The following is a 22,939-nucleotide window of genomic DNA, read 5'->3' as shown; positions in this document are numbered from 1 at the left end:
CACCAGTCACCTCTTAGTACTTCAGCAGGTTGGCGTCGTCGACCGACGCGGACCTGCGGGTTCGGAAGATCGTCACGATGATGGCGAGGCCGACGACGACCTCGGCCGCGGCCACCACCATCACGAAGAACGCGATGATCTGGCCTTCCAGGTTGCCGACCTGCCTGGAGAAGGTGACGAAGGCGAGGTTGCAGGCGTTGAGCATGAGCTCGACGCACATGAACACCACGATCGCGTTGCGCCGGATCAGCACGCCCATGGCGCCGATCGCGAACAGCAGACCGGACAGGACGAGGTAGTGCGTGGTCACTTGGTCACCTCACTGCCGTGCTCGGTCGCGTCCTGCTCGGCCTCCGTGGGGGCCTCCTCGTGCTCGGCCGTGTGCCTGATGGCCTCGGCGAGCCGCGGGTCGGCGGGCAGGTGGTCGTGCTCGACGTCGTAGCGGGCGATGTAGCGGTTGACGGAGGACTCGGCCACCGACCCGTCCGGCAGCAGGGCCGGCATGTCGATGGCGTTGTTCCTGGCGTACGTGCCCGGCCCCGGCAGCGGCGAGGGGTGGTCGCCCTGGAAGCGGGCCCTGGACAGGTCCTTCTGGGTCGGCTTCTCGATCAGCCGCTCACGGTGCGCCAGCACCATCGCGGCGAGCGCGGCGGTGATGAGCAGCGCCGAGGTGATCTCGAAGGCGAACACGTACTTGGTGAACAGCTCGAGCGCGATCGAGCGGATGTAGCCGCCCGCGCCGGTGACCTGCTGGAGGCCGGCCTGCGGGGCGAAGACCGCGTTGCCCACGGCCACGACGACCAGCGTGCCGAACCCGAGCGCGGCGATGACCGCCCAGAAGCGCTGGCCCCTGAGCGTCTCGACGAAGGAGTCGGAGGAGTCGACGCCGACGAGCATGAGCACGAACAGGAACAGCATCATGATCGCGCCGGTGTAGACGATGATCTGCACCGCGGCCAGGAACGGCGCGTCCTGCACGGCGTACAGGACCGCGAGGCTGAGCATGACCGTGCCGAGCATCAGCGCGGAGTAGACGGCCTTCCGGTTGAAGACCATGCCGAGCGCGGCGCCGACGGACACGACGGCGAGCACCCAGAACGTGATGGTCTCACCCATTGGTCCGCCCCAGCCGGTAGTAGTCCTCTTCGGTCTCACCGAGCCGCATGGGGTGCGGCGGCTGCTCCATGCCCTGGGTCAGCGGCGCGAGCAGCATCTCCTTGGTGTAGATGAGGCTCTCGCGGCTGGAGTCGGCGAGCTCGTACTCGTTGGTCATCGTGAGCGCGCGGGTGGGGCACGCCTCGATGCAGAGTCCGCACAGGATGCACCGCAGGTAGTTGATCTGGTAGGTGCGCCCGTAGCGCTCGCCCGGGGAGTAGCGCTCCGCGTCGGTGTTGTCCGCGCCCTCGACGTAGATCGCGTCCGCGGGGCACGCCCAGGCGCACAGCTCGCAACCGACGCACTTCTCCAGCCCGTCCGGCCAGCGGTTGAGCTGGTGACGCCCGTGGAAGCGCGGAGCCGTCGGCTTCTTCTCCTCCGGGTAGTTCGTCGTGACGGGCTTCTTGAACATCGTGTGGAAGGTGACCCCGAAGCCCTTGACGGGGTTCAGCCAATCAGTTAGTCCCACTGGGAATCTCCTTGTGCTGCACCCCGTGGTAGTGCGGCAGATCGAGCGGCGGCACCGGGAAGCCACCTGCCGCGGGCTCGTTGGACAGTTGCTCGAACTCGGCCTCGGCCTCGGCCTTCCTGGCTTCCTTGCGCCGCTGGTTGACGGTGTCGAACCGCATCCAGATGGCCAGCGCGCCGACCACGATGACCGCGCCGAGCGCGACGCCGATCATGCGGTTGTCCTCGTTGACCACCACGTTGCGCACGGCCGCCACGAGCAGGATCCAGGCCAGGTTGACCGGGATGAGCACCTTCCAGCCCAGGGACATGAGCTGGTCGTAGCGCACGCGGGGCAGCGAGGCGCGCACCCACACGATGAAGCTGAAGGTCAGCACGAACTTGATGAAGAACCACAGCACCGGCATCCACCCGGTGTGCGCCCACTCCCACGACGCCGGCAGCGGAGCCCGCCAGCCGCCGAGGAACAGCGTCACGGCGATGCCCGAGGCGGTGAACGTGTGCAGGTACTCGCCCATCATGATCAGGGCGAACTTCAGCGACGAGGAGTACTCGGTCTGGAAGCCGCCGACCAGCTCGCCCTCGCCCTCGGGCAGGTCGAACGGGATGCGCGCGGCCTCGCCGAACATGCAGACCACGTAGATCAGGAACGACGGGATCAGCAGCACCGCGTACCAGGTGTCGGCCTGCGCCTTGACGATCTCGGACGTGGACAGCGTCCCGGCGAAGATGAACACCGCCACGAACGACAGGCCCATCGCGATCTCGTACGAGACCACCTGCGCCGCCGAGCGCAGACCGCCGAGCAGCGCGTACGGCGAGCGCGACGACCAGCCGGCCAGCACCACGCCGTACACCGACACCGCGCCCATGGCCAGCATGAACAGCACCGCCACCGGCAGGTCCACGAGCTGCAGCGGCGTCTGCACGCCGAACAGGTTGACCATGGGGGCGAACGGCACGATGGAGAAGGCCAGGAACGCCGGGATCACCATGATCACCGGGGCCAGCAGGTAGAGCACCTTGTCCACGGTCCGCGGGAAGATGTCCTCCTTGAGGCCCATCTTCAGGCCGTCGGCCACGGACTGCAGCAGGCCGAACTTGCCGGCCCGGTTGGGGCCGTAGCGGTGCTGCATCCGCGAGATCAGCTTGCGCTCGTACCAGACGCCGAACAGGATGCCCAGCATCAGGAAGAGGAACAGCATCACGGCCTTGATGATGGTGATCCACAGCGGGTCCTTGCCGAAGTCGGCGAGGGTGGGATCGGCCGCGAGAACGTGGGTCATGAGGCGCTCCCGATGGTGACGATGTCGCCGGCCACCGCGCGCAGGTCGCGGGTGACCGAGCAGCCGCCGGAGTTCGCCGGCACCCAGACCACGCGGTCCGGCAGGTCGGCGACGCGCACCGGCAGGGTGACGATGCCACCGACCACCAGCTTGTCGCCGTCCGCGACGCCCAGCTCGGCGGCCGTGCTCTCGGAGACCAGTGCTTCGGCGGGGCGGGCGGTGCCCGCCAGGTACGGCTCGCCGTCCTGCAGCCTGCCCTCGTCGAGCAGCTGGTGCCAGGTCGCCAGCAGCGCCTGGCCGGCCGCGGGGGCCGCCTGGGCGCGGGTGGCGAGCTGCGGCGCGGGCACCCGGCTGCCGCGCCAGGAGCCGAGCGAGGCCAGCTCGCGGCGGACGGCCTTGGCGTCCGGCAGGCCGAGGTGCACGTCCATGCGGTCGGCCAGGTTGGCGATCACGGCGAGGTCGCTCAGCAGGCCGGGGACCTTGAGCGGCGCGTCGAAGGAGCGGCCGCGGCCCTCCCAGTTGACGAACGTGCCGCTCTTCTCCTGCACCGCGGCGACGGGCAGGACCACGTCGGCGCGGTCGGTGACGGCGCTGGCGCGGATCTCCAGGCTGACGATGAACGGCGTGTGCTCGAGGGCGTCGAGCGCCGCCGCCGGGTCGGCCAGGTCGTAGGGGTCGACGCCGGCCACGACCAGCGCGTCCAGCTCGCCGGCGCGGGCGGCGGCGAGGATGCCGGCCGTGTCGCGGCCCGGGGTGGCGGGCAGCGAGGCGACGTTCCAGACGCGGGCCACCTCGGCCCGCGCGCTCTCGTCCTCGACCGGGCGGCCGATCGGCAGCAGGTTGGGCAGCGCGCCGGCCTCGACCGCGCCGCGCTCCCCGGCCCGGCGCGGGACCCAGGCGAGCCGGGCGCCGGTGGCGTTGGCCAGCCGGACCAGCGCCGACAGCGCGCCCGGCACGGTGGCCAGGCGCTCGCCGGCCAGCACGATCGTGCCCTCGGGCAGCCGGCCGACCAGCTCGCCGATCGCGTCGGCCTCGCCGCCCGGCGCGGTGCGGACGAGCATGCCGCCCATCTTGACCAGGCCGGGGGTGGCGAACGGGGCGATCGAGCTGACCTTGAGGCCCTTCTTCATGGCCGCCTTGCGGAGGCGCAGGAAGACGATCGGCGACTCCTCCTCGGGCTCGAACCCGACGAGCAGCACGTGCGGGGCGTTCTCCAGGTCGGCGTAGCTGATCTCGATGCCCTTGCCGGCCACCGCGTGCGCGAGGAACTGCGCCTCCTCGGCCGAGTGCGGCCGGGCGCGGAAGTCGACGTCGTTGCTGGCGAGCGCGAGCCGGGCGAACTTGGCGTAGGCGTAGGAGTCCTCGACCGTGACCCGGCCGCCGACCAGCACGCCCGCCTTGCCGCGGGCCTTGGCCAGGCCCTCGGCGGCGACGGCCAGCGCCTCCGGCCACGAGGCGGGCACGAGCACGCCCTCCTCGTTGCGGACCAGCGGCGTCTTCAGCCGGTCGGGCTGCGTGGCGTAGGTGAACGCCCAGCGGCCCTTGTCGCAGTTCCACTCCTCGTTGACCTGCGGGTCGTTGCCGGCCAGGCGGCGGGTGACGCGGCCGCGCCGGTGGTCGGTGCGCAGGCTGCACCCGGAGGCGCAGTGCTCGCACGCGCTCGGCGTGGACACCAGGTCGAACGGGCGGGCCCGGAACCGGTAGGCCGCGCCGGTGAGCGCGCCGACCGGGCAGATCTGCACGGTGTTGCCGGAGAAGTAGGAGTTGAACGGCTTGCCGTCGGCCGTGCGCACCTGCTCCTTGGCGCCGCGCTCGAAGAACTCGATGAGCGGGTCGCCGGCGATCTGGTCGGAGAAGCGGATGCAGCGCGCGCACTGGACGCAGCGCTCGCGGTCCAGCAGCACCTGCGTGGACAGCGGCAGCGGCTTGGGGAAGGTGCGCTTCTGCTCCTGGAAGCGGGACTCGCCGCGGCCGTTCGACATGGCCTGGTTCTGCAGGGGGCACTCGCCGCCCTTGTCGCAGACCGGGCAGTCGAGCGGGTGGTTCAGGAGCAGGAACTCCATCGCCGAGCGCTGCGCCTTCTCGGCCACCGGCGAGGTGAGCTGGGTCTGCACGACCATGCCCTCGGCGACCTCGATCGCGCACGACGGCTGCGGCTTGGGGAAGCCGCGGCCGTTGCCGGCGTCGGGGATGTCGACCAGGCACTGGCGGCAGTTGGCCGCCGGGTCGAGGAGCGGGTGGTCGCAGAACCTCGGGATCTGGATGCCCAGCAGCTCGGCGGCCCTGATGATCAGAGTGCCCTTGGGGACACTGACCTGGAACCCGTCGATGGTCAGGGTCACCAGGTTCGTTTCGGTCTCTACGACGGTCACTGCTCACCCCAGAGAGTGGACTTCTTCGGGTCGAACGGGCAGCCGCCGATCTCGAAGTGCTTGAGGTACTCCTCGCGGAAGTACTTCACCGAGGAGTGGATCGGGCTGGTCGCGCCGTCGCCGAGGGCGCAGAACGAGCGGCCCAGGATGTTGTCCGCGATGTCGGTGATCGTGGCGAGGTCGTCCTCGGTGCCCTGGCCGGCCTCCAGGCGCTTGAGCACCTGCTTGAGCCAGTAGGTGCCCTCGCGGCACGGCGTGCACTTGCCGCACGACTCGTGCGCGTAGAACTCCGTCCACCGCAGCACGGTGCGGACCACGCAGGTCGTCTCGTCGAAGATCTGCAGGGCCCGGGTGCCGAGCATGGAGCCCTTCGCGCCGACGGCCTCGAAGTCGAGCGGCACGTCGAGGTGCTCGTCGGTGAAGATCGGCGTGGAGGAGCCGCCCGGGGTCCAGAACTTGATCTGGTGCCCGGCCCGGATGCCGCCCGCCATGTCGAGCAGCTCGCGCAGCGTGATGCCGAGCGGGGCCTCGTACTGGCCGGGCCTGGTCACGTGGCCGCTGAGCGAGAAGATGCCGAAGCCCTTGGACTTCTCGGTGCCCATGCCGGCGAACCAGTCGGCGCCGTTGGCGATGATCGAGGGAACACTCGCGATCGACTCGACGTTGTTCACCACAGTCGGCGAGGCGTAAAGGCCCGCCACGGCGGGGAACGGGGGCTTGAGTCGCGGTTGACCTCTGAAGCCCTCCAGCGAGTCGAGCAGCGCGGTCTCCTCGCCGCAGATGTACGCGCCGGCGCCGCTGTGCACCACCAGCTCCAGGTTGAAGCCGGAGCCGAAGATGTCGCTGCCGAGGTAGCCCTTCTCGTACGCCTCCCGCACGGCCGCGTGCAGCCGCCGGATGACGTGCAGCACCTCGCCGCGCACGTAGATGAAGGCGTGGCTGGCCCGGATCGCGTACGAGGTGATGATGACGCCCTCGACCAGCGCGTGCGGGTTGGCCATCATGAGCGGGATGTCCTTGCAGGTGCCCGGCTCCGACTCGTCGGCGTTGACGACGAGGTAGTGCGGCTTGCCGTCACCCTGCGGGATGAAGCCCCACTTCATGCCGGTGGGGAAGCCCGCGCCGCCGCGGCCGCGCAGGCCGGAGTCCTTGACGGCCTGGATGACGGCGTCGGGGTCCATGCCGAGCGCCTTCTTGGCCGCCTTGTACTCGCCGTAGGCGTCGAGGGTGTAGGAGTCGGGCCGGTCCCAGTTCGCGGTCAGGACCGGGGTGAGCGTGGTCGTCATGCCTCGGGGGCCTTCCATCCTTTGGCCTTGGCCACCTTCAGGCCCTCCAGCGAGGGGCCGGCCGCCGACGGGCCCTCGCCCGCCAGCTCGTCGGGCAGGCCCGCGAGCACCCGCGAGGCCTCCTTGAAGGTGCACAGCTTCTTCGGGCCGCGCGTGGGCGCCACGTCCTTGCCGGCGCGCAGGTCGTCCACGAGCTGCTTGGCCGACTCGGGCGTCTGGTTGTCGAAGAACTCCCAGTTGACCATCATGACGGGCGCGAAGTCGCAGGCCGCGTTGCACTCCAGGCGCTCAAGGGAGACCTTGCCGTCGCCGGTGGTCTCCTCGTGACCCACGCCGACGTGCTCCGTGAGCTCCTCCCAGATCTGGTCGCCGCCCATCACCGCGCACAACGCGTTGATGCACACGCCGACGTGGTACTCGCCGGCGGGCTTGCGCTTGTACATGGTGTAGAAGGTGGCCACGCCCGTGACCTCGGCCTTGCTGATGCCGAGCATTTCGGCGCAGAACTCCTGGCCGTCGTCGGAGACGTAGCCGTCCTCCGACTGCACGAGGTGGAGCAGCGGCAGCAGGGCCGACCGCGTCTTCGGGTAGCGGCCGATGATCTCCTTGGCGTCTCGTTCGAGCCGCTCGCGGATTTCCGGCGAGTAGGTCACCGGTCCACACCTCCCATGACGGGGTCGATTGAAGCGACCGCGGCGATCACGTCGGCGACCTGGCCGCCCTCCGCCATGGCGGGGAAGCTCTGCAGGTTGCAGAAGGACGGCTCGCGGAAGTGCACGCGGTAGGGCCGGGTGCCGCCGTCGCTGACCACGTGGGCGCCGAGCTCGCCCTTGGGCGACTCGATGCTGGCGTACGCCTGCCCGGCCGGCACCCGGAAGCCCTCGGTGACCAGCTTGAAGTGGTGGATGAGGGCTTCCATCGAGGTGCCCATGATGTGGGCGATGTGGTCGGGCGAGTTGCCGAACCCGTCGGGGCCGAGCGCGAGCTGCGCGGGCCAGCCGATCTTCTTGTCCTCGATCATGACGGGCTGGCCCTTGAGGTCGCCGGCGATCCGGTCGAGGGCCTGCTCGATGATCTTGAGGGACTCCTCCATCTCCCTCATGCGGACGAGGTAGCGCGAGTAGACGTCGCAGCCGCGCTCGGTGGCGACGTCGAACTCGTAGGTCTCGTAACCGCAGTAGGGCTGCGACTTGCGGAGGTCCCACGGCAGGCCGGCGGCCCGCAGGATGGGGCCGGTGACGCCGAGCGCCATGCAGCCGGTCAGGTCGAGGTAGGCCACGTCCTTGGTGCGCCGCACGTAGACGGGGTTCTCGTCGAGGAGCTTGCGGATGTCCTTGATCCGCTTGGGCATCTCCTTCAGGAACTCGCCGACCTTGTCGACCGCGCCGGCCGGCAGGTCGACGCTCACGCCGCCGGGGCGGACGTAGGCGTGGTTCATGCGCAGGCCGGTGATGTACTCGAACAGGTCCATGATCATCTCACGATCGCGGTACCCGAACAGGAACGGCGTGGTCGCGCCCAGCTCCATGCCGAACGTGCCCATCGCCACCAGGTGCGAGGCGATGCGGTTGAGCTCCATCATCATCACGCGGATGGCCTGCGCGCGGGCCGGGATGCGGTCGGTGATGCCGAGCAGCTTCTCGACGCCCAGGCAGTACGCCGTCTCGTTGAAGATCGGCGAGAGGTAGTCCATGCGGGTCACGAACGTGGTCCCCTGGGTCCACGTCCGGTACTCCATGTTCTTCTCGATGCCGGTGTGCAGGTAGCCGATGACGCCGCGCGCCTCGGTCACCGTCTCGCCGTCGAGCGTCAGCACCAGGCGGAGCACGCCGTGCGTGGACGGGTGCTGCGGGCCCATGTTGACGACCAGGCGTTCGTCCTCGGAGTCGCGGACGCCGCTGACGACCTGGTCCCAGTCGGCCCCGTTGACCGAGTAGACCTTGCCCTCGGTCGCCTCGTCGTAAGACGTGCTCACGAGTAGTACCTCCTCCGGTCCGGCGAGGGGATGGTGGCGCCGCGGTACTCGACCGGGATGCCGCCGAGCGGGTAGTCCTTGCGCTGCGGGTGGCCGTCCCAGTCGTCCGGCATCATGATCCGGGTCAGGCCCGGGTGGCCGTCGAAGACGATGCCGAAGAAGTCGTACGTCTCCCGCTCGTGCCAGTCGTGACCAGGGTAGACGCTGACCGTGGATGGAATGTGCGGGTCGGCGTCCGGGCAGGACACCTCCAGCCGCACCCGCCGGTTGTGGGTGATCGAGCACAGGTGGTAGACCGCGTGCAGCTCCTCGCCCGCGAGGTGCGGGTAGTGCACGCCGCTGACGCCGAGCGACAGCTCGAAGCGCAGCGCCGGGTCGTCGCGCAGCTTCCGCGCGACCTCCGGCAGGCGCTCCCGCTTGACGTGCAGGGTCAGCTCGCCGCGGTCGACGACCACGCGCTCGATCGCGTCGTCGAGCGCCAGGGTGTCGACGATCTCGTCGAAGTAGCTCCCGTACGGGCGGGGCGTGGACAGCTGCGGCGCGCGGCGCACCACGAGGCCGCCGTAGCCCGAGGTGTCGCCGGAGTCCTGGGCGCCGAACATGCCGTGACGGGCGATCGGCGGCTCGGGGGCCTTCGGGACGTCGGGCACCTGCGCGTCGGGGACCTCGGGCAGGTTGTCGGGCGAGGTCACTTCGATGCCCCCTGGTCGATCACCGGCAGCGTGCGCAGCGCCTGCAGTTCGAGCTCGTCGATCTGCTTGGCCCGGTGCGCGCCGAACTTCATGTTCTGGATCTTGTCGTGCAGCTTGACGATGGCGTCGATCAGCATCTCGGGCCGCGGCGGGCAGCCGGGCAGGTAGATGTCGACCGGCACGACATGGTCCACGCCCTGGACGATCGCGTAGTTGTTGAACATGCCGCCGCTGGAGGCGCACACGCCCATCGCGATGACCCACTTGGGCTCGGCCATCTGGTCGTAGATCTGGCGCAGCACGGGCGCCATCTTCTGCGACACCCGGCCGGCCACGATCATCAGGTCGGCCTGCCGGGGAGACGCCGAAGCGCGCTCCATGCCGAAGCGCGCCAGGTCGTAGTGGGGGCCGCCGGTGGCCATCAGCTCGATGGCGCAACACGCGAGGCCGAAGGTGGCCGGCCATACGGAGTTCTTGCGCGCCCATCCGGCCGCCGCCTCGACGGTGCTGAGGATGAACCCGCTGGGGAGTTTCTCTTCAAGTCCCATTTTCAGTCCCAGTCCAGACCCTTGCGGCGCCACACGTACGCGTAGGCGACGAGCACGGTGACGATGAACAGGAGCATCTCCACCAGGGCGAACAGGCCGAGACCCGGCATGATCACCTGGCCGGCGTCGTTGCGCAGCGGCGCGAACGAGACGGCCCACGGGTAAAGGAAGATGATCTCGATGTCGAACACGATGAAGAGCATCGCGGTGACCATGTACTTGAGCGGGAACCGTCCACCACCGACGGGCTGGGGCGTCGGCTCGATGCCGCATTCGTAGGCGTCAAGCTTGGCGCGGTTCCAGCGCTTGGGGCCGGTGAAGGGAGCGATGGCGACCGAGAAGATCGCGAAGCCCCCCGCGAGAACGGCGAGCACCAGGATGGGCACGTAAAGGTCCATCGCTACGCCTCCTCTGGAGTCGCCGCGCGCGCGGGCGCGCAGCCGGATCTGTTGATTGCGGGATTCATGCTGGTGGGGCGACCTTCGAGAGTGCGTTGATGATCAGGTCTGACGCATCGCCTCGCCGGTCGGTGAGATTACCAAGGAGTTTGATGGCGAAGCGCATCAGCCTCGGGTGAGGCAGTCCGTGCCTGGTGCCGAAGCTCATCACGCCCGGCTTGCCGATCGCCTCGACGAACCACTTGCCGAGCGTGAAGTAACCGCCGTAGGCGTCCTTCAGCGTCTGAGGATAGGTGCGGAGGATCCGCTCCTGCTGCGCGGGGGTGGTGCCGCGCAGGGCCTTGGCGACGACCTCGGCCGCGATCTCGCCGGTCTCCATCGCGTAGGCGATGCCCTCGCCGTTGAAGGGGTTGATCGCCCCGCCGGAGTCGCCGACGAGCACCAGGCCGCGCGTGTAGTGGGGCTGGCGGTTGAAGGCCATCGGGAGCGCGGCGCCGCGGATCGGGGCCGTCATCGTCTCCTCGGTGAACTCCCAGTCGGCCGGCATCGACCTGGTCCAGCGGCGCAGGAGGTCGCGGTAGTCGATGTTCTTGAACTGGGCGCTGGTGTTGAGCAGGCCCAGGCCGACGTTGGCGGTGCCGTCGCCGACGCCGAAGATCCAGCCGTAGCCGGGCAGCAGCGTGTCGCCGTCCCAGAGCTCCAGCCAGATCTCCAGGTAGTCGTCGTCGTGGCGGGGGCTCTCGAAGTAGGTGCGCACGGCCACGCCCATGGGGCGGTCCTCGCGCTTGTGCAGGCCCATGCCGAGCGCGAGGCGGGTGCTGTTGCCGTCGGCGGCGACGACCAGGCGGCTGCGGAAGGTGCGCCCGTCCTTGGTCTCCACGCCGACGATGTGGCCGCTGCGGTCGTCGAGGACGGGCGCCGTGACGGTGACGCCCTCCATGAGCCGCACGCCGTTCTTGACCGCGTTGGCGGCGACGATCTGGTCGAAGTCCTGCCGGGTGCGGACGAGGCCGAAGTCGGGGAACCGGTCGAGCTGCGGCCAGTCCAGCTCGAAGCGGAGGCCGCCGCCGACGACGCGCAGGCCCTTGTTCCTGATCCAGCCGGGGGCGTCGATGTCGACGCCCATGTTCAGCAACTGCTTGACCGCCCGCGGGGTCAGGCCGTCGCCGCAGACCTTCTCGCGCGGGAACCTGGTCTTCTCCAGGAGCAGCACGTCGAGACCGGCCCGGGCGAGGTGAAAGGCGGTTGCGGAACCGGCGGGACCGGCGCCGACGACGATGACGTCGGCGTCAGCCTGATTGGCTGTTGGCACGGTCACTGGACTGTCCTGTCCTACACACGCGAAGGCTCGGGGTGTGGCGCCTTCGTTCCTTTGTGAACCCCTTCACAAACTTGTCGGCCCGCAGTCTACTGCTTTTCCTGTACATAGTGGCAGTCGGGGGGCCGTTCTGTGATCCTTGGGGACGGCGTGTCGCCCGTGACGGGCCGAGCGTCGACATGGGGGGAAATCCGGCGCGGGGGAATTTTCTGAAATTTTGCGAAATCAGGCCCTATCGGATGCCTTGAAAGCCCGGTGCACGGCCACGATGCCCATCGACAGATTGCGCCAGGCCACCCGCTCCCAGCCGGCCCGCTGGATGGCGGCGGCCAGCGTGCGCTGGTCGGGCCAGTCGCGGATCGACTCGGCGAGGTATTCGTAGGAGTCGTCGTTGGAGCCGAGCACCCGGGCCACCCGCGGCAGCAGCCGCATCAGGTACTCGCGGTAGACCCGGTCGAAGGCCCCCACGGTGACGTGCGAGAACTCCATGATCACCAGCCGGCCGCCCGGCCTGGTGACCCGGCGCATCTCGCGCAGCGCCTGCTCGGTGTCGTGCACGTTGCGCAGCGCCACCGAGATCGTCACCGCGTCGAAGGCGTCGTCGGCGAACGGCAGCCGCAGCGCGTCGCCCGCGACGAACGGCACCCCCTCGCCGCTCAGCGCGTTGCCGCCGTGCCTCCGCACGCCGGTGCTCAGCATGCCGAGCGAGAAGTCGCAGGCGATGGCCCGGGCGCCGAGCGTGGTGAAGGAGTCGGTGGAGGTGCCGGTGCCCGCGCCCAGGTCGAGCACGACCTCGCCGGGGCCGGCGTCCACGGCGGCGGCCACCGCCTTGCGCCAGAGCCTGACCTGCCCGAGGGAGATCACGTCGTTGACGAGGTCGTAGCGCCGGGCGGTGCGATCGAACATCGCGGCGACCTCGCCGGGCTGCTTGTCCAACTGAGCGCGCGTCATGCGGGAAAGCTTATGGCTATCGGGACAATCAACGGAAAGTGACTGTCATATTACCGAGAGTCTGCTAGTTGTTGGGGAATGCTTGCCCGTGTCGCCCTTGCGGCGATCATCGCCGGTGCCCCCGCCGCCCACGGCCACGTGACGCAGACCCGCGTCGTGTCGGCCGACCCGGTCGACTACACCCCGCACGTCCTCGACGGCATCGTCAACGCCATCGCCGTCGTCGGCCGCACCGCCGTCGTCGGCGGCTCCTTCAGCGAGGTGAGCGACGCCGCGCGCGCCGAGGTCGTGCCGCGCGACAACCTGTTCGCCTTCGACCTGCCGACCGGGCGCGTCCTGCCGGACTTCGCCCCGGTGGTCACCGGCCCCGTCTACGGGCTGGCCGCCGGCGACCAGGGCACCGTCTACCTGGGCGGCGAGTTCTACGGGGTCGACAACGTCCGCGCCCGCGGCCTGGCCAGGGTCCGGCTGTCCGACGGCGCCCTCGACACCGGTTTCGCGCCGCAGCTCACCGGCGGCTCGGTGAGCGCCGTCGTGCGGCAGGGCCGCGCGCTCTACGTGGGCGGCGACTTCACCGGGCCGCGCGAGGGCCTGGCCCGGCTCGACGCCGCCACGGGCGCGGCCGACCCGGGCTTCGCCGTGACGCCGGGGGCGCCGCTGACGTCCCGGGTGAAGGTCTACGCGCTGGCGCTGTCGCGCGGCCGGCTGGCCGTGGACGGCTCGTTCACCACGCTCGACGGGCAGTCGCGGCCGCAGCTCGGCCTGATCGACGTCAGCGGCCCCACGGCGCGGGTCGCGCCCTGGCGCACCGACGCCTACGCGCGCAGGTGCGCCGAGGCGTTCCCGTCGTACGTGCGCGGCCTCGACTTCTCCCCCGACGGGAGCTACTTCGTGGTCGTCACCACGGGCGGCCCGCGGGGCGGCATGTGCGACACGGCGGCCCGCTTCGAGACCTACGCGAAGGGCTCCGCGATCCGTCCCACCTGGGTCAACGCGACGGGCGGCGACTCGCTCTACGCGGTCGCGGTGACCGGGGCCGCGGTGTACGTGGGCGGGCACCAGCGCTGGCTGAACAACCCGCGCGGACGCGACACGGCCGGGCCGGGGGCGGTGTCACGCGAGGGCATCGGCGCCATTCATCCGCGGACCGGAATGGCGCTCGGCTGGAATCCCACGCGGGAGCGAGGGATCGGCGTGAAGGCGTTTTCGGCGCAACCTGGCGGACTACTTGTCGGTAGTGACACAACGAGACTCGGACGGGAGTACCATGCCCGGATTGGCATGTTCCCCCTGCCCTAGTCGTCCTGCGGCTTCGGCCGGTCGAGCCTGTCGCTGATTCGCGCGCTCATGGCGTCGCGCTGCTTGGACAGCAGGACGTAACTGGCCACTCCGCTGATCAAGAACGACGCTGCGATGAGCACCAGCGGGTTTTGCAGGCCGAGCAGGCGCAAGACCCCGAGGGTCACGACGAACAGGCCGATGCGTGACGCGGTGTAAACGAGAACGGGATGCACGGCTTCGAGGTTACTCGGACCTGTGTCCCGGTCGCTCTTCGCATCGGGCACGTGCGCTGCTACTGTTCCCAGTTAGGGAGTTTCGTAAAGAAACACCCACGAGAGCCCCAAAGAGGCTCTATCATATAACAATCGGGCAGTCAGCTGATAACAACCCGTGATCTTCTCCGAAAACCACGGATAAATCAGGCTTCGCTCGACACACTGGTTACCTGTCCGCCCGCTGGCAGGAAGCGGGATGCGAGGGGGAGAGATTGGTGGAGAGTAGCAGCGAGCGTCTGCTGACCCCTGGAGAGGTTGCCGCCCTCTTCCGGGTAGACCCAAAGACGGTTACGCGCTGGGCTGCGGCAGGCCGCATCAGCAGTATCCGCACCCCCGGAGGGCACCGGCGTTTCCGCGAGTCGGAAGTGCACGCCCTTCTCCGAGGCGAGGACGTTCTCACGGCCGACAGGCCAGCAGGTGAGTCCCCGCGCGTCTGACGTTCCGTCCGAGACGGTGATCCTGCGACCCGGCAGGGTCACCGCCTGCGGAACCCGAGTTTCGCGTGCTTCCCGGCCACACTTGCGTACGGCGAGCACGGGGCGGCGCCAACCGCCGACCGTGGCTGGCGCCTGTCCGGAGTCCCGCCGGTGACCCTCAGGCGTCCTCCTGCTGCGCCTTGAACGCCAGGAACTCGCGCTCCAGGTCGTCGTTCTCCTCTTCCCAGCGCCGGCGGCGCTCCTCCAGCTCCTCCTCCGTCAGTGACTCGGCCAGCCATCGCTCGTAGTCCGGATCGCCCGGCCGCAGCTCCGCGTAGGCGTTGCCGATCAGCCGGCCGTCCTCGCTGGTCAGGCTCTGCGGAACGCGCACGGTCCCGTCCGCGAGCCGGATGACGTACATGACCGAATCACCTAGATTCCGTAGCGCCGGTTGAAGAACAGCATGACGTCGAGCGCCATCCGCGTGTCACCCCCGAGCATGTCGACCAGCGCCGGGCGCTGGCGGGCGGCGATGGCGGCGAAGGCGTCGGCGAAGAACTCCTTGCGGCCGAGCCCGCCGCCCTGGCGGTGGAAGGCGGAGGCCAGGATGGGCCGGGCCTTCTCGTAGAGGTAGACGAACTCCGGGGAGTCCGACACCCAGGCGCCGTACGCCGAGTCGATGTCGTCGATGGCGTGGCCGACCTCGTGCATCATCACGTCGGGGGTCGGCGAGGGACGGTCGCCGACGACGATCTTCCGGTCGCCGTACGCGCCGGCGCAGATGTCCCAGGTCGCGCGGCCGGAGGGCAGCGGAGCGCCGCGTAAGTAGCCCATGTCGTCGAGGTCGGGGACGCCGCCAGGACCGACGTAGATGCCCTCCAGCCCTTCGGCGAGCTTCTCCTTCAGCCGGTCGGGCAGCCGGGCCAGGCTCTCCACCGCGCGGACCACGTCGGGCGGCGGCGGGCCCTGCCGGGCGTCCCACTGGCGGTGCAGGATGGACTCCAGCTTCCCGCAGTGGCGCAGGCCGTCGCCCAGGGAGGGAGCGTCCGGGCGGTGCGGCTCGGCGCGCGGCGGGCGGTCGTCGAGCTCGAAGTCGTACCAGGAGTAGCGGGGACGTTCCAGGACGGCGGCCGGCAGTCGCTCGGGGCGCTCGCGGAGCGCGAAGCCGTCCCAGCTCTGCTGCTCGGGACGGTGTTCCGCGCCCGGCCAGGAGCGGTGTTCCGGCCGCTCAGCGCCCGGTCTGCGGCCTCGCCCTGCCCCGTTGACCCTTTCACCCTCGGCGGGGCCGTCGGGCGCTTCCCTGGGCTTCTCACGGACGTCGGACCAGAAGGAACGGTCCGCTCCCCTGGGCGCCTCGGACCGCCGCGAGAAGAGGTACGACCCACGCCGCCACCAGCGACCACGACGATGCCGGCCCTTGTCCTGAGAAAAGGCCATCGCACCTCTCAACGCCCGTGGAACCCCGTGGGCTCCGCCGTTTCAGGTACCACCGTACGACGCGGATCTTCCCCTAGTCACCCGAAATGGGACATCGGGAAGCACGATCACGTCGCGGATGGCTTACAGTTCGGGCATGGCAGGTGTTCTGATCGGCCTGGCGCTGCTGGCCTTCTGGCTCTTCTCGCTCTTCGACGTCGTCACCACTCCGGAAGATGAGGTTCGGAACGTACCAAAAGCTCTATGGATCATGGTCGTCGTGCTGATCCCGCTCGTCGGCGGCCTGGTCTGGATGGCCCGCGGCCGGCCGCGGGCGCCCCGGCAGGCCTGGCCGGTCACCCACGGCCCGGGCATGCCGAAGGGGCCCGACGACGACCCCGACTTCCTGCGGGACCTCGACCGGCGGCTGCGCGGCGACGAGGCCTGAGCCCGGCTCAGACGTCGGCGTAGCTGTGCAGGCCGCTGATGAAGATGTTGACGCCGATCAGGTTGAACATCAGGCAGCCGAACGCCACGAGCTGCACGACGGTGGCGGCCTTCCCCCTCCAGCCGGCCGTCACCCGCGCGTGCAGGTAGGCCGCGTAGGCCACCCACGTGATGAACGACCACACCTCCTTGGGGTCCCAGCCCCAGTAGCGGCCCCAGGCGCGGTCCGCCCACAGCGCGCCGGCGATCACCGCGAACGTCCACAGCGGGAACGCGAACACGATCGCCCGGTGCGCCACCCGCTCCAGGTCCTCGCGGGCGGGCAGGCGCGACATGCCCTCGCCGCGCACCAGATAGAGCACGCCCGCGACGCCCGCCAGCGTGAGCAGCCCGCTGGCGATGATCGCCGCGGTCACGTGGATGGCGATCCAGTACGAGTTCAGCGCCGGCACCACCGGGCCGGCCGCGGTGTAGAAGACCTTGGACGCCAGGCCCAGCCCGAGCGCGGCCGTCACCATGACGAACGCGCCGAGGAAGCGCACGTTGTGGCGGAGCTGGGTGAGCAGGAACGCCGTGACGGCGGCGAAGCAGATCGCCACCACGAACTCGTACATGTTGCCCCACGGCCACCGGCCGGCGGACAGGCCCCGGGTGATGATGGCGGCCAGGTTGGCGGCCCAGCCGAGCCAGCCCAGCGCGAGGGCGACGGTGCCGGCCCGCGCCGCCAGCGGCGACGGCGCCGTCACGCCGCCCTGCCCGGCCTCGGCCGGGGCGTTCGCGGCCGCGCCGGTGACGGTGTCGGCGGGGGCGTCGGCGGGGGCGTCGGCGTCGAGGACGCCGGTGGCCCCCTCAGGCCCGTCGGCCCCGGCCGCGCCGACCGCGACGGGCCGCTTGGCGGCGGCCAGCGCGGCGCCCTCAGCCCCCGCGGCAGCGCCGGTGGCAGCCTTCTTGCCCGCGACGTAGCGCCCGAAGGCCAGCTCCGTCGCGAAGGCGACCATCCCGAGGACGTAGAGCAGCACCGCGGCGACGACGGTCAGGTCGCTCAGCTCGGCGAGTTGTTCAGCGGACATCCTTCTCTCCTGCTGATAGAACCTTGACGATGTCGGCGAACTCCTCGGCGAAGCCCGCCGCGGAGCCTTCGGTGCGGGTGAGGCCGCCCACCTCGGCGGCGCCGTCCGCGGTGACCCGCACGAACACCCGCCGCCGCCTGATGAGCAGCGACAGGGCGATCGACACGACGGCCGTGCCGGCGAACAGCAGCGCGGGCAGCCGCCCGGGGTCGTAGGCGATCTGCAGCGTGATCCACTGCTTGACGCCGGTGTACTGGAGCCTGCCCGCGCCGCCCGGCAGGTCGACGGACTGCCCCACGGCGAGCGGCTTGGGCACGCTGGTGCCCATGAGCAGCGGCTTGAGCTTCTTCAGCTTCTCCGGCGGGGCCAGCTCGTAGACCGACTGCGGCTGCCCGTCGCGCAGCCCGAGGTCGCCGGAGAAGGCCCCGAGGAGCTGCACCTCGGGGTTGAGGTCGCCGGGGAAGGCGGAGGCGTAGGTGCCGTCGCGGAGCGCGACGCTGCTGGGCAGGAAGCGCAGCAGGAACCCGAGCTGCGCCGGCTGCGCGTCGGGCGCCTTCAGCACGCAGCCCGAGGTCATCGTGGCCTTGTCCTCGATGAGGCAGACCACCGGCCCCTCGTAGGCCACCTGGCCCTTGCCGTCGGTGACCTTGAAGACCGGCGCGTAGCCGTTGCCGATCAGGTACGTCTGCGTGCCGCCGATCTCCAGCGGGTCGTTGACCTTGAGGTCGACGTCCCGGGCGGGCGCGGACGGGGAGTCGTTGACCTTGAGGTGCGCGGTGTAGTCGAGCGCCTGGCCGCGCTTCTCGCCCTCGACCTGGTAGGACACCGCGAAGTCGCCGAGCTGCAGCGAGAACGGCTCCAGCGACTCGGCCGACACCTGGCTGCCCGGGATGAACCGGTCGTAGGCGGCCACGGTGTTGGCGAAGCCGTCGCCCTCGACGACCAGGACGTTGCCGCGGTAGCCGTACAGGGAGCCGGCGCCGATGGCGAGCAGGATGCCGATCAGGGCGACGTGGAAGAACAGGTTGCCGGTCTCGCGCAGGTAGCCCTTCTCGGCCGAGACCCAGCCGTCGCCGGTGACCACGCGGAAGCGCAGCCGGCGCAGCCGCCGCGCGGCCTCCTCGACGCCGGGCCCGTGCTCGATGACGGCGTGGTGGGGCAGCTTGGTGACGTGCTTGGGCGCGGCTGGCGGCTTGCGGCGCAGCTCGCGCGCGTAGGTGAGGGTGCGCGGGATGATGCAGCCGACCAGCGAGGTGAACAGCAGCAGGTAGACGGCGGCGAACCAGACCGAGGTGAAGACCTCGAAGAGCTGGAGGCGGTCGTACCACTCGGCCAGCGCCGGGTTCTGGTCGTACAGGCGGGCGACCTTGTCGGGGTCGACGCTGCGCTGCGGCACCAGCGAGCCGGGCACGGAGCCGAGCGCCAGCAGGAACAGCAGGATGAGGGCCGTCCGCATCGAGGTGAGCGTGCGCCAGGCCCAGCGCAGCCAGCCGGTGAGGCCGAAGCCCGCCTGCTTGGGCGCCTGCTCGCGCTCCAGCTCCTTGACGCTCATCAGATCACCGGCTCGAACGCGCCGATCACGCCCTGCATGGCCGCGATCATCTCCCCCCACAGGCCGCTCACCAGGAGCACGCCGACGGCCACCATCATGCCTCCGCCGATGCGGGTGATGAGGCGGGAGTGCCGGCGGATGGCCCGGAACGTGCGCAGCGCCTTGCTGTAGGCCAGCGCGGCGGCGACGAACGGCAGCCCGAGGCCGAGCGCGTACGCCACGGCCAGCAGGGCGCCGCGGCCGGCGCTGCCCTCGTTGAGCCCGAGTGCCAGCACCACGGCCAGGGTCGGCCCGATGCACGGCGTCCAGCCGAGGCCGAACACCACGCCGAGCAGCGGCGCGCCGGCCAGCCCCGCCGCCGGGAGGCGGTGGATGCGCACGTCGCGCATGAGCCCGGGCACGACGCCGAGGAAGGCGAGCCCGAGCACGATGGTCAGCACGCCGAGCACCCGCGTGATGATGCCGGCGTTGAGCAGCATCAGCGACCCGAGCCCGCCGAACAGCGCCCCGCTGAGCACGAACACCAGCCCGAACCCGGCCACGAACAGCCCCGCGCCGAGCACCAGCCGCCCCCGCCCGGGGGCGGCGCTCATCCCGGTCACGTACGACAGGTAGCCCGGCACCAGCGGCAGCACGCACGGCGACAGGAACGACACCACCCCGGCGAGCACCGCGATCGGCACGGCCAGCAGCAGCGAGCCCGAGGCGACGACGTCACTCATCGCGGACCTTGGTGACGGTGTTCATCAGGTCGGTGTACTTGACCGCGCCGAGCGCGCGGGCGGCGATGCGGCCCTGCTCGTCGATGACCAGCGTGGACGGGATGGCCGCGGGCGGCACCGTGCCCTGGAAGGCCAGCGCGACCTTGCCCGGCTGGTCGTAGATCGACGGGTAGCCGGTCTGCTCGGTGCGCTCGAAGGCCAGCGCGTCGGCCTGGCGGTCCTTGAAGTCGACGCCGATGAACTCGACCCCGGCGCCCTTGGTCTTGGCCGCGACCTCCTTGAGCACCGGCGCCTCGGCCCGGCAGGGCCCGCACCAGGACGCCCAGAAGTTGAGCACGACGACCTTGCCCTTGTGCGCGGCCAGCGAGGCCGAGCCGCCGTCGAGGGTGGGGCCTTGGACGGCCGGCGCCGGCTTGCGTTCGCTCACAGCGAACACCTGCATCTTCCCGTCGCCCGCGACGAACCGGGTGTCGCCCGCCTGCGGCTGGCCGCTCTGGTTGCCGGCGCAACCTCCGGCCAGCAGGGCCAGGAGGACGAGGGAGAGGGACTTGGCGCGCACGGAGGGAGATCTCCTTGTACTACAACCGGTAGAGCTTGCAACTCTACCGGCGGGCCCCGACGCTCCGGACACCGGGATCAGGCGCCGGGCACGGACGGCCCGGTGTCCAGGGAGCCGGCCGGCTCGCTGTAGCCGACGCTGATGAGCCGGTCGCCGTCGAACGTGAACGTCGTCAGGCTGGCCAGCGCGCACTGCCGGCGCCTCGGGTCGTGCCAGAGCCGGCGGCCCTCGGCGGCCGACCTGATCGCCCAGATGGGGAGCTGATGGCTGACGAGCACCGTCTCGTGCCCGCGCGCCGCCGCCCGCGCGTCGTCGACCATCGCCTTCATCCGGCGGACGATCGCCGGGTACGGCTCGCCCCACGACGGGCGCAGCGGGTTCCAGAAGTAGCGGTAGTTGCGCCAGTCGCGGAACAACCCCACCCCCTGCGCGACGGGCCGGCCCTCCAGCAGGTTTCCCGCTTCGAGGAGGCGGTCGTCCCGCTGGATCTCCAGGCCCAGCTTGTCGGCGAGCGGGGCCGCGGTCTCCAGGGCCCGCTCCAGGGGCGAGCTGAAGATGGCGACGATGTCACGGCCGCCGACCGCCTTGGCGACCGTCTCGGCCATGAGCTGACCTGTCTCGGACAGGTGGTATCCGGGCAGCCTGCCGTACAGGATGCCCTTCGGGTTGTGCACCTCACCGTGGCGCAGAAGGTGGACGACGGTGGTTTCAGCCATGGTGGGCACAGCCTATCCGCTCGCCCGCCGGGGCTCGCCGGGAGATAGGGTCCCGGGGTGAGTCCCTGGGCGTTGCTCCTCGTGCTCGTCGCCGCCGTCGCCCACGCCACCTGGAACCTGCTGAGCAAGCGTTCCTCGCGGGCCGACGGCCTGGTGTTCGTCTGGCTGGTGGCGGTGACCTCGGCGGCGGTGTGGGCGCCGCTGTTCGCCGGGTTCCTGGTGGTGACGGGCGACCTGCCGTCCTGGCGGGACCTCGCGGTGGTCTGCGGCAGCACGGCGCTGCACATGGGGTACTTCGTGCTGCTGCAACGCGGGTACGGCCACGGCGACCTGTCGGTGGTCTACCCCGTGTCGCGGGGCACCGGGCCGATGCTGGCGAGCCTGGTCGCGGTGCTGTTCCTCGGCGAGCGGCCGTCGGCGGCCAACGTGGCGGGAATCGTGCTGGTCGGGGTGGGGGTGTTCCTGCTCGGCGGGGGCACGGCCCGCGGCGACCTGCGCTCGGTGACGGCCGGGCTGGTGATCGGGGTGTTCATCGCGGCGTACACGGTGTGGGACTCGCAGGTGGTGGGGCCCTTCGGGGTGGCCCCGGTCACGCTCATCTACCTGGGCGAGGTGGGGCGCGCGCTGGCGCTCGCCCCGGTGGCGCTCGGGGCGCGGCGGCGGGCGCTCGTCGCGCCGGTGTGGCGGGAGCACCGGTGGCGCATCGCCGGGGCGGCCGTGCTGATCTTCGTGTCGTACCTGCTGGTGCTGATCGCGTTCACGCTCGCGCCGGTGACCGTGGTGGCGCCGGCCAGGGAGATCAGCGTGCTGATCGCCGTGGTGCTGGGCGGGCGGCTGCTGGCCGAGGGCGACCTGGCGCGGCGGCTGCTGGCGGCGGGGGTGATCCTCGGCGGGGTGGCCGCCATCGCGCTGAGCTGAGAGCCCGGCTCCTGGCCGGGAGCCGGGCCGCCGGCCGAAGGCCCGGCTACTGGACGGCCCAGGCGTTCTCCTGCTCCTTGCTGGCCTCCATGAGGGCGTCCACGAGGGCCCGGATCGCGGGACGGCGGGCGGCGTCGGCGCGCCAGACGGCGTAGATGCGGCGCGACTGGCGCGGCCTGATCGGCACCATGGCGACGCCCGGGGGCACGTGGCGGCCGAGGCGCGGCACGATCGCGCAGCCCAGCCCGGCCGCGACCAGCGCGAGCTGGGTCGGGTACTCGTCGGCCATGCAGGCGATCTCCGGCTCCAGCGAGGCGCTGCGCAGGGTGAACACCAGCCAGTCGTGGCACACGGTGCCGGGCGAGCCGCTGACCCACCGCTCGCCGGGCAGGGCGGCCAGCTCGATCTCCCGCGAGCCGGCCAGCGGGTGAGCGGCGGGCAGGGCCACGTCCGCGATGTCGTCGAGCAGGGTGGCCCTGGACAGGCCGTCGGGCAGCGCCATGGGCCGGTTCATCCAGTCCTGGATGACGCCGAGGTCCAGCTCGCCCCTGGCCACGTCGCGCACCACCCGCTCGGGCTCGCGCTCGGTCAGCTGGATCCACAGGTCGGGGTGGCGGTCACGGAGGGCGACCAGGGCGTGCGGCATGAGACCGCGGGCGGCGGTGGGGAAGGCCGCGATGTTGAGCCGGCCGACGACCGCGCCGCGCAGCGCCTCGAAGTCGGCCTCGGCGGTCTCGACCAGGGCGAGGATGCGCTCGGCGTGCTCGGCGAGCAGGCCGGCCGCGTCGGTGAGCCGCACGCCGCGGCCGTTGCGCTCGACGAGCCGGGCGCCGGTCTCCCGCTCCAGCTTGGCGATCTGCTGGGACACCGCCGACGGGGTGACCATGAGCGCGTCGGCGGCCGCGCCGACCGAACCGTAGACGTGCACAGCGTGAAGGGCCTTGAGCCGGTTCAAGTCCAACATGTAAGCCAGACTAAAGGGTTTAGCGTAGAAAGTCTCGCTTGTGGTCGAATGTGTAGCAGGCGAAAATAGATGCATGCGAATCATCAAGTCGAAGAAGCAGCAGCCCGCCGGTCCCTCGTACCTCAAGGAGCTCGCCGAGCAGGCTCGCGAGCAG

At 70.6% G+C, this 22,939-nt stretch carries 26 protein-coding genes; 4 read left to right on the top strand and 22 right to left on the bottom strand.

Going from position 1 to position 22,939, the window contains the following annotated elements:
- Window positions 1-13: 13 nt before the first annotated feature.
- The 13 genes from nuoK to MF672_RS12780 form a co-directional block, all read right to left on the bottom strand.
- On the bottom strand, window positions 14-310 hold the full coding sequence (gene nuoK / locus MF672_RS12840) for an NADH-quinone oxidoreductase subunit NuoK (RefSeq protein ID WP_020542667.1): 297 nt from the start codon (window positions 308-310) through the stop codon (window positions 14-16).
- Window positions 307-1,116: an NADH-quinone oxidoreductase subunit J gene (locus MF672_RS12835; RefSeq protein WP_242373974.1), complete on the bottom strand. Its 810-nt coding sequence runs from the start codon at window positions 1,114-1,116 to the stop codon at window positions 307-309. Before MF672_RS12835 ends, nuoK begins: the two co-directional genes overlap by 4 nt.
- The gene (gene nuoI / locus MF672_RS12830) at window positions 1,109-1,624 is read right to left on the bottom strand and encodes an NADH-quinone oxidoreductase subunit NuoI (protein ID WP_302893200.1); all 516 of its coding nucleotides are present in this window, start codon (window positions 1,622-1,624) and stop codon (window positions 1,109-1,111) included. The genes MF672_RS12835 and nuoI overlap by 8 nt, the downstream gene beginning before the upstream one ends.
- A complete protein-coding gene (nuoH, locus tag MF672_RS12825) occupies window positions 1,611-2,909 on the bottom strand; it encodes an NADH-quinone oxidoreductase subunit NuoH (protein WP_242373975.1) in 1,299 nt (432 codons plus the stop codon). Before nuoH ends, nuoI begins: the two co-directional genes overlap by 14 nt.
- Window positions 2,906-5,281: an NADH-quinone oxidoreductase subunit G gene (locus tag MF672_RS12820; RefSeq protein ID WP_242373976.1), complete on the bottom strand. Its 2,376-nt coding sequence runs from the start codon at window positions 5,279-5,281 to the stop codon at window positions 2,906-2,908. The genes nuoH and MF672_RS12820 overlap by 4 nt, the downstream gene beginning before the upstream one ends.
- A complete protein-coding gene (nuoF, locus tag MF672_RS12815) occupies window positions 5,278-6,567 on the bottom strand; it encodes an NADH-quinone oxidoreductase subunit NuoF (protein ID WP_242373977.1) in 1,290 nt (429 codons plus the stop codon). The genes MF672_RS12820 and nuoF overlap by 4 nt, the downstream gene beginning before the upstream one ends.
- Complete coding sequence (nuoE, locus tag MF672_RS12810; protein WP_242373978.1) at window positions 6,564-7,220, bottom strand: NADH-quinone oxidoreductase subunit NuoE; 657 nt, start codon at window positions 7,218-7,220, stop codon at window positions 6,564-6,566. Before nuoE ends, nuoF begins: the two co-directional genes overlap by 4 nt.
- Window positions 7,217-8,542: an NADH-quinone oxidoreductase subunit D gene (locus MF672_RS12805; RefSeq protein ID WP_242373979.1), complete on the bottom strand. Its 1,326-nt coding sequence runs from the start codon at window positions 8,540-8,542 to the stop codon at window positions 7,217-7,219. The genes nuoE and MF672_RS12805 overlap by 4 nt, the downstream gene beginning before the upstream one ends.
- Window positions 8,539-9,234, bottom strand: coding sequence for an NADH-quinone oxidoreductase subunit C (locus MF672_RS12800; RefSeq protein WP_407654722.1), 696 nt, complete (start codon window positions 9,232-9,234; stop codon window positions 8,539-8,541). The genes MF672_RS12805 and MF672_RS12800 overlap by 4 nt, the downstream gene beginning before the upstream one ends.
- Window positions 9,231-9,782 (bottom strand): NuoB/complex I 20 kDa subunit family protein, encoded by a 552-nt coding sequence (locus tag MF672_RS12795; protein ID WP_242373980.1) that lies wholly within the window; start codon window positions 9,780-9,782, stop codon window positions 9,231-9,233. Before MF672_RS12795 ends, MF672_RS12800 begins: the two co-directional genes overlap by 4 nt.
- Window positions 9,783-9,784: 2 nt before the next feature.
- Window positions 9,785-10,180: an NADH-quinone oxidoreductase subunit A gene (locus MF672_RS12790; protein WP_020542657.1), complete on the bottom strand. Its 396-nt coding sequence runs from the start codon at window positions 10,178-10,180 to the stop codon at window positions 9,785-9,787.
- Between the two features lie 64 nt (window positions 10,181-10,244).
- Window positions 10,245-11,498: a geranylgeranyl reductase family protein gene (locus MF672_RS12785; protein ID WP_242373981.1), complete on the bottom strand. Its 1,254-nt coding sequence runs from the start codon at window positions 11,496-11,498 to the stop codon at window positions 10,245-10,247.
- 225 nt (window positions 11,499-11,723) lie between these two features.
- The gene (locus MF672_RS12780; RefSeq protein WP_242373982.1) at window positions 11,724-12,449 is read right to left on the bottom strand and encodes a demethylmenaquinone methyltransferase; all 726 of its coding nucleotides are present in this window, start codon (window positions 12,447-12,449) and stop codon (window positions 11,724-11,726) included.
- A gap of 78 nt (window positions 12,450-12,527) precedes the next feature.
- Here MF672_RS12780 and MF672_RS12775 point away from each other — a divergent pair, with 78 nt between their 5' ends.
- Window positions 12,528-13,748, top strand: coding sequence for a delta-60 repeat domain-containing protein (locus tag MF672_RS12775; RefSeq protein WP_242373983.1), 1,221 nt, complete (start codon window positions 12,528-12,530; stop codon window positions 13,746-13,748).
- Here the strand turns inward: MF672_RS12775 and MF672_RS12770 are convergent.
- Window positions 13,745-13,963, bottom strand: a complete 219-nt coding sequence (locus MF672_RS12770) for a DUF4229 domain-containing protein (RefSeq protein WP_242373984.1) — start codon at window positions 13,961-13,963, stop codon at window positions 13,745-13,747. The genes MF672_RS12775 and MF672_RS12770 overlap by 4 nt on opposite strands.
- A gap of 257 nt (window positions 13,964-14,220) precedes the next feature.
- Here MF672_RS12770 and MF672_RS12765 point away from each other — a divergent pair, with 257 nt between their 5' ends.
- Entirely contained in the window at window positions 14,221-14,442 is a 222-nt protein-coding gene (locus tag MF672_RS12765) for a BldC family transcriptional regulator (RefSeq protein ID WP_026214226.1), read from the top strand.
- 157 nt (window positions 14,443-14,599) lie between these two features.
- Here MF672_RS12765 and MF672_RS12760 read toward each other — a convergent pair whose 3' ends face one another.
- Together MF672_RS12760 and MF672_RS12755 are read right to left on the bottom strand one after the other, a co-directional pair.
- Window positions 14,600-14,842 (bottom strand): hypothetical protein, encoded by a 243-nt coding sequence (locus MF672_RS12760; RefSeq protein ID WP_242373985.1) that lies wholly within the window; start codon window positions 14,840-14,842, stop codon window positions 14,600-14,602.
- Window positions 14,843-14,853: 11 nt separating this feature from the next.
- Window positions 14,854-15,858, bottom strand: coding sequence for a hypothetical protein (locus tag MF672_RS12755; RefSeq protein WP_242373986.1), 1,005 nt, complete (start codon window positions 15,856-15,858; stop codon window positions 14,854-14,856).
- A gap of 136 nt (window positions 15,859-15,994) precedes the next feature.
- On the opposite strand from MF672_RS12755, the gene MF672_RS12750 reads away from it, so the two are divergent.
- Window positions 15,995-16,285, top strand: a complete 291-nt coding sequence (locus MF672_RS12750) for a PLD nuclease N-terminal domain-containing protein (RefSeq protein WP_242373987.1) — start codon at window positions 15,995-15,997, stop codon at window positions 16,283-16,285.
- 7 nt (window positions 16,286-16,292) lie between these two features.
- Here MF672_RS12750 and ccsB read toward each other — a convergent pair whose 3' ends face one another.
- The 5 genes from ccsB to MF672_RS12725 all read right to left on the bottom strand — a co-directional run bounded on the left by ccsB (window position 16,293) and on the right by MF672_RS12725 (window position 20,903).
- A complete protein-coding gene (gene ccsB, locus MF672_RS12745; protein ID WP_242373988.1) occupies window positions 16,293-17,354 on the bottom strand; it encodes a c-type cytochrome biogenesis protein CcsB in 1,062 nt (353 codons plus the stop codon).
- On the bottom strand, window positions 17,344-18,906 hold the full coding sequence (gene resB / locus MF672_RS12740; protein WP_242373989.1) for a cytochrome c biogenesis protein ResB: 1,563 nt from the start codon (window positions 18,904-18,906) through the stop codon (window positions 17,344-17,346). Before resB ends, ccsB begins: the two co-directional genes overlap by 11 nt.
- Window positions 18,906-19,628: a cytochrome c biogenesis CcdA family protein gene (locus MF672_RS12735; protein WP_242373990.1), complete on the bottom strand. Its 723-nt coding sequence runs from the start codon at window positions 19,626-19,628 to the stop codon at window positions 18,906-18,908. The genes resB and MF672_RS12735 overlap by 1 nt, the downstream gene beginning before the upstream one ends.
- The gene (locus tag MF672_RS12730; RefSeq protein WP_242373991.1) at window positions 19,621-20,187 is read right to left on the bottom strand and encodes a TlpA family protein disulfide reductase; all 567 of its coding nucleotides are present in this window, start codon (window positions 20,185-20,187) and stop codon (window positions 19,621-19,623) included. Before MF672_RS12730 ends, MF672_RS12735 begins: the two co-directional genes overlap by 8 nt.
- 77 nt (window positions 20,188-20,264) lie before the next feature.
- Window positions 20,265-20,903 (bottom strand): histidine phosphatase family protein, encoded by a 639-nt coding sequence (locus tag MF672_RS12725; protein ID WP_242373992.1) that lies wholly within the window; start codon window positions 20,901-20,903, stop codon window positions 20,265-20,267.
- 57 nt (window positions 20,904-20,960) lie between these two features.
- On the opposite strand from MF672_RS12725, the gene MF672_RS12720 reads away from it, so the two are divergent.
- On the top strand, window positions 20,961-21,821 hold the full coding sequence (locus MF672_RS12720; protein ID WP_242373993.1) for an EamA family transporter: 861 nt from the start codon (window positions 20,961-20,963) through the stop codon (window positions 21,819-21,821).
- A gap of 46 nt (window positions 21,822-21,867) precedes the next feature.
- On the opposite strand, the gene MF672_RS12715 is transcribed toward MF672_RS12720, so the two are convergent.
- Entirely contained in the window at window positions 21,868-22,785 is a 918-nt protein-coding gene (locus MF672_RS12715; RefSeq protein WP_242373994.1) for a LysR family transcriptional regulator, read from the bottom strand.
- Window positions 22,786-22,939: the final 154 nt, after the last annotated feature.

Source organism: Actinomadura luzonensis (assembly GCF_022664455.2).
Classification (GTDB): domain Bacteria; phylum Actinomycetota; class Actinomycetes; order Streptosporangiales; family Streptosporangiaceae; genus Nonomuraea; species Nonomuraea luzonensis.
This window is presented reverse-complemented; position numbering and strand designations above follow the sequence as displayed.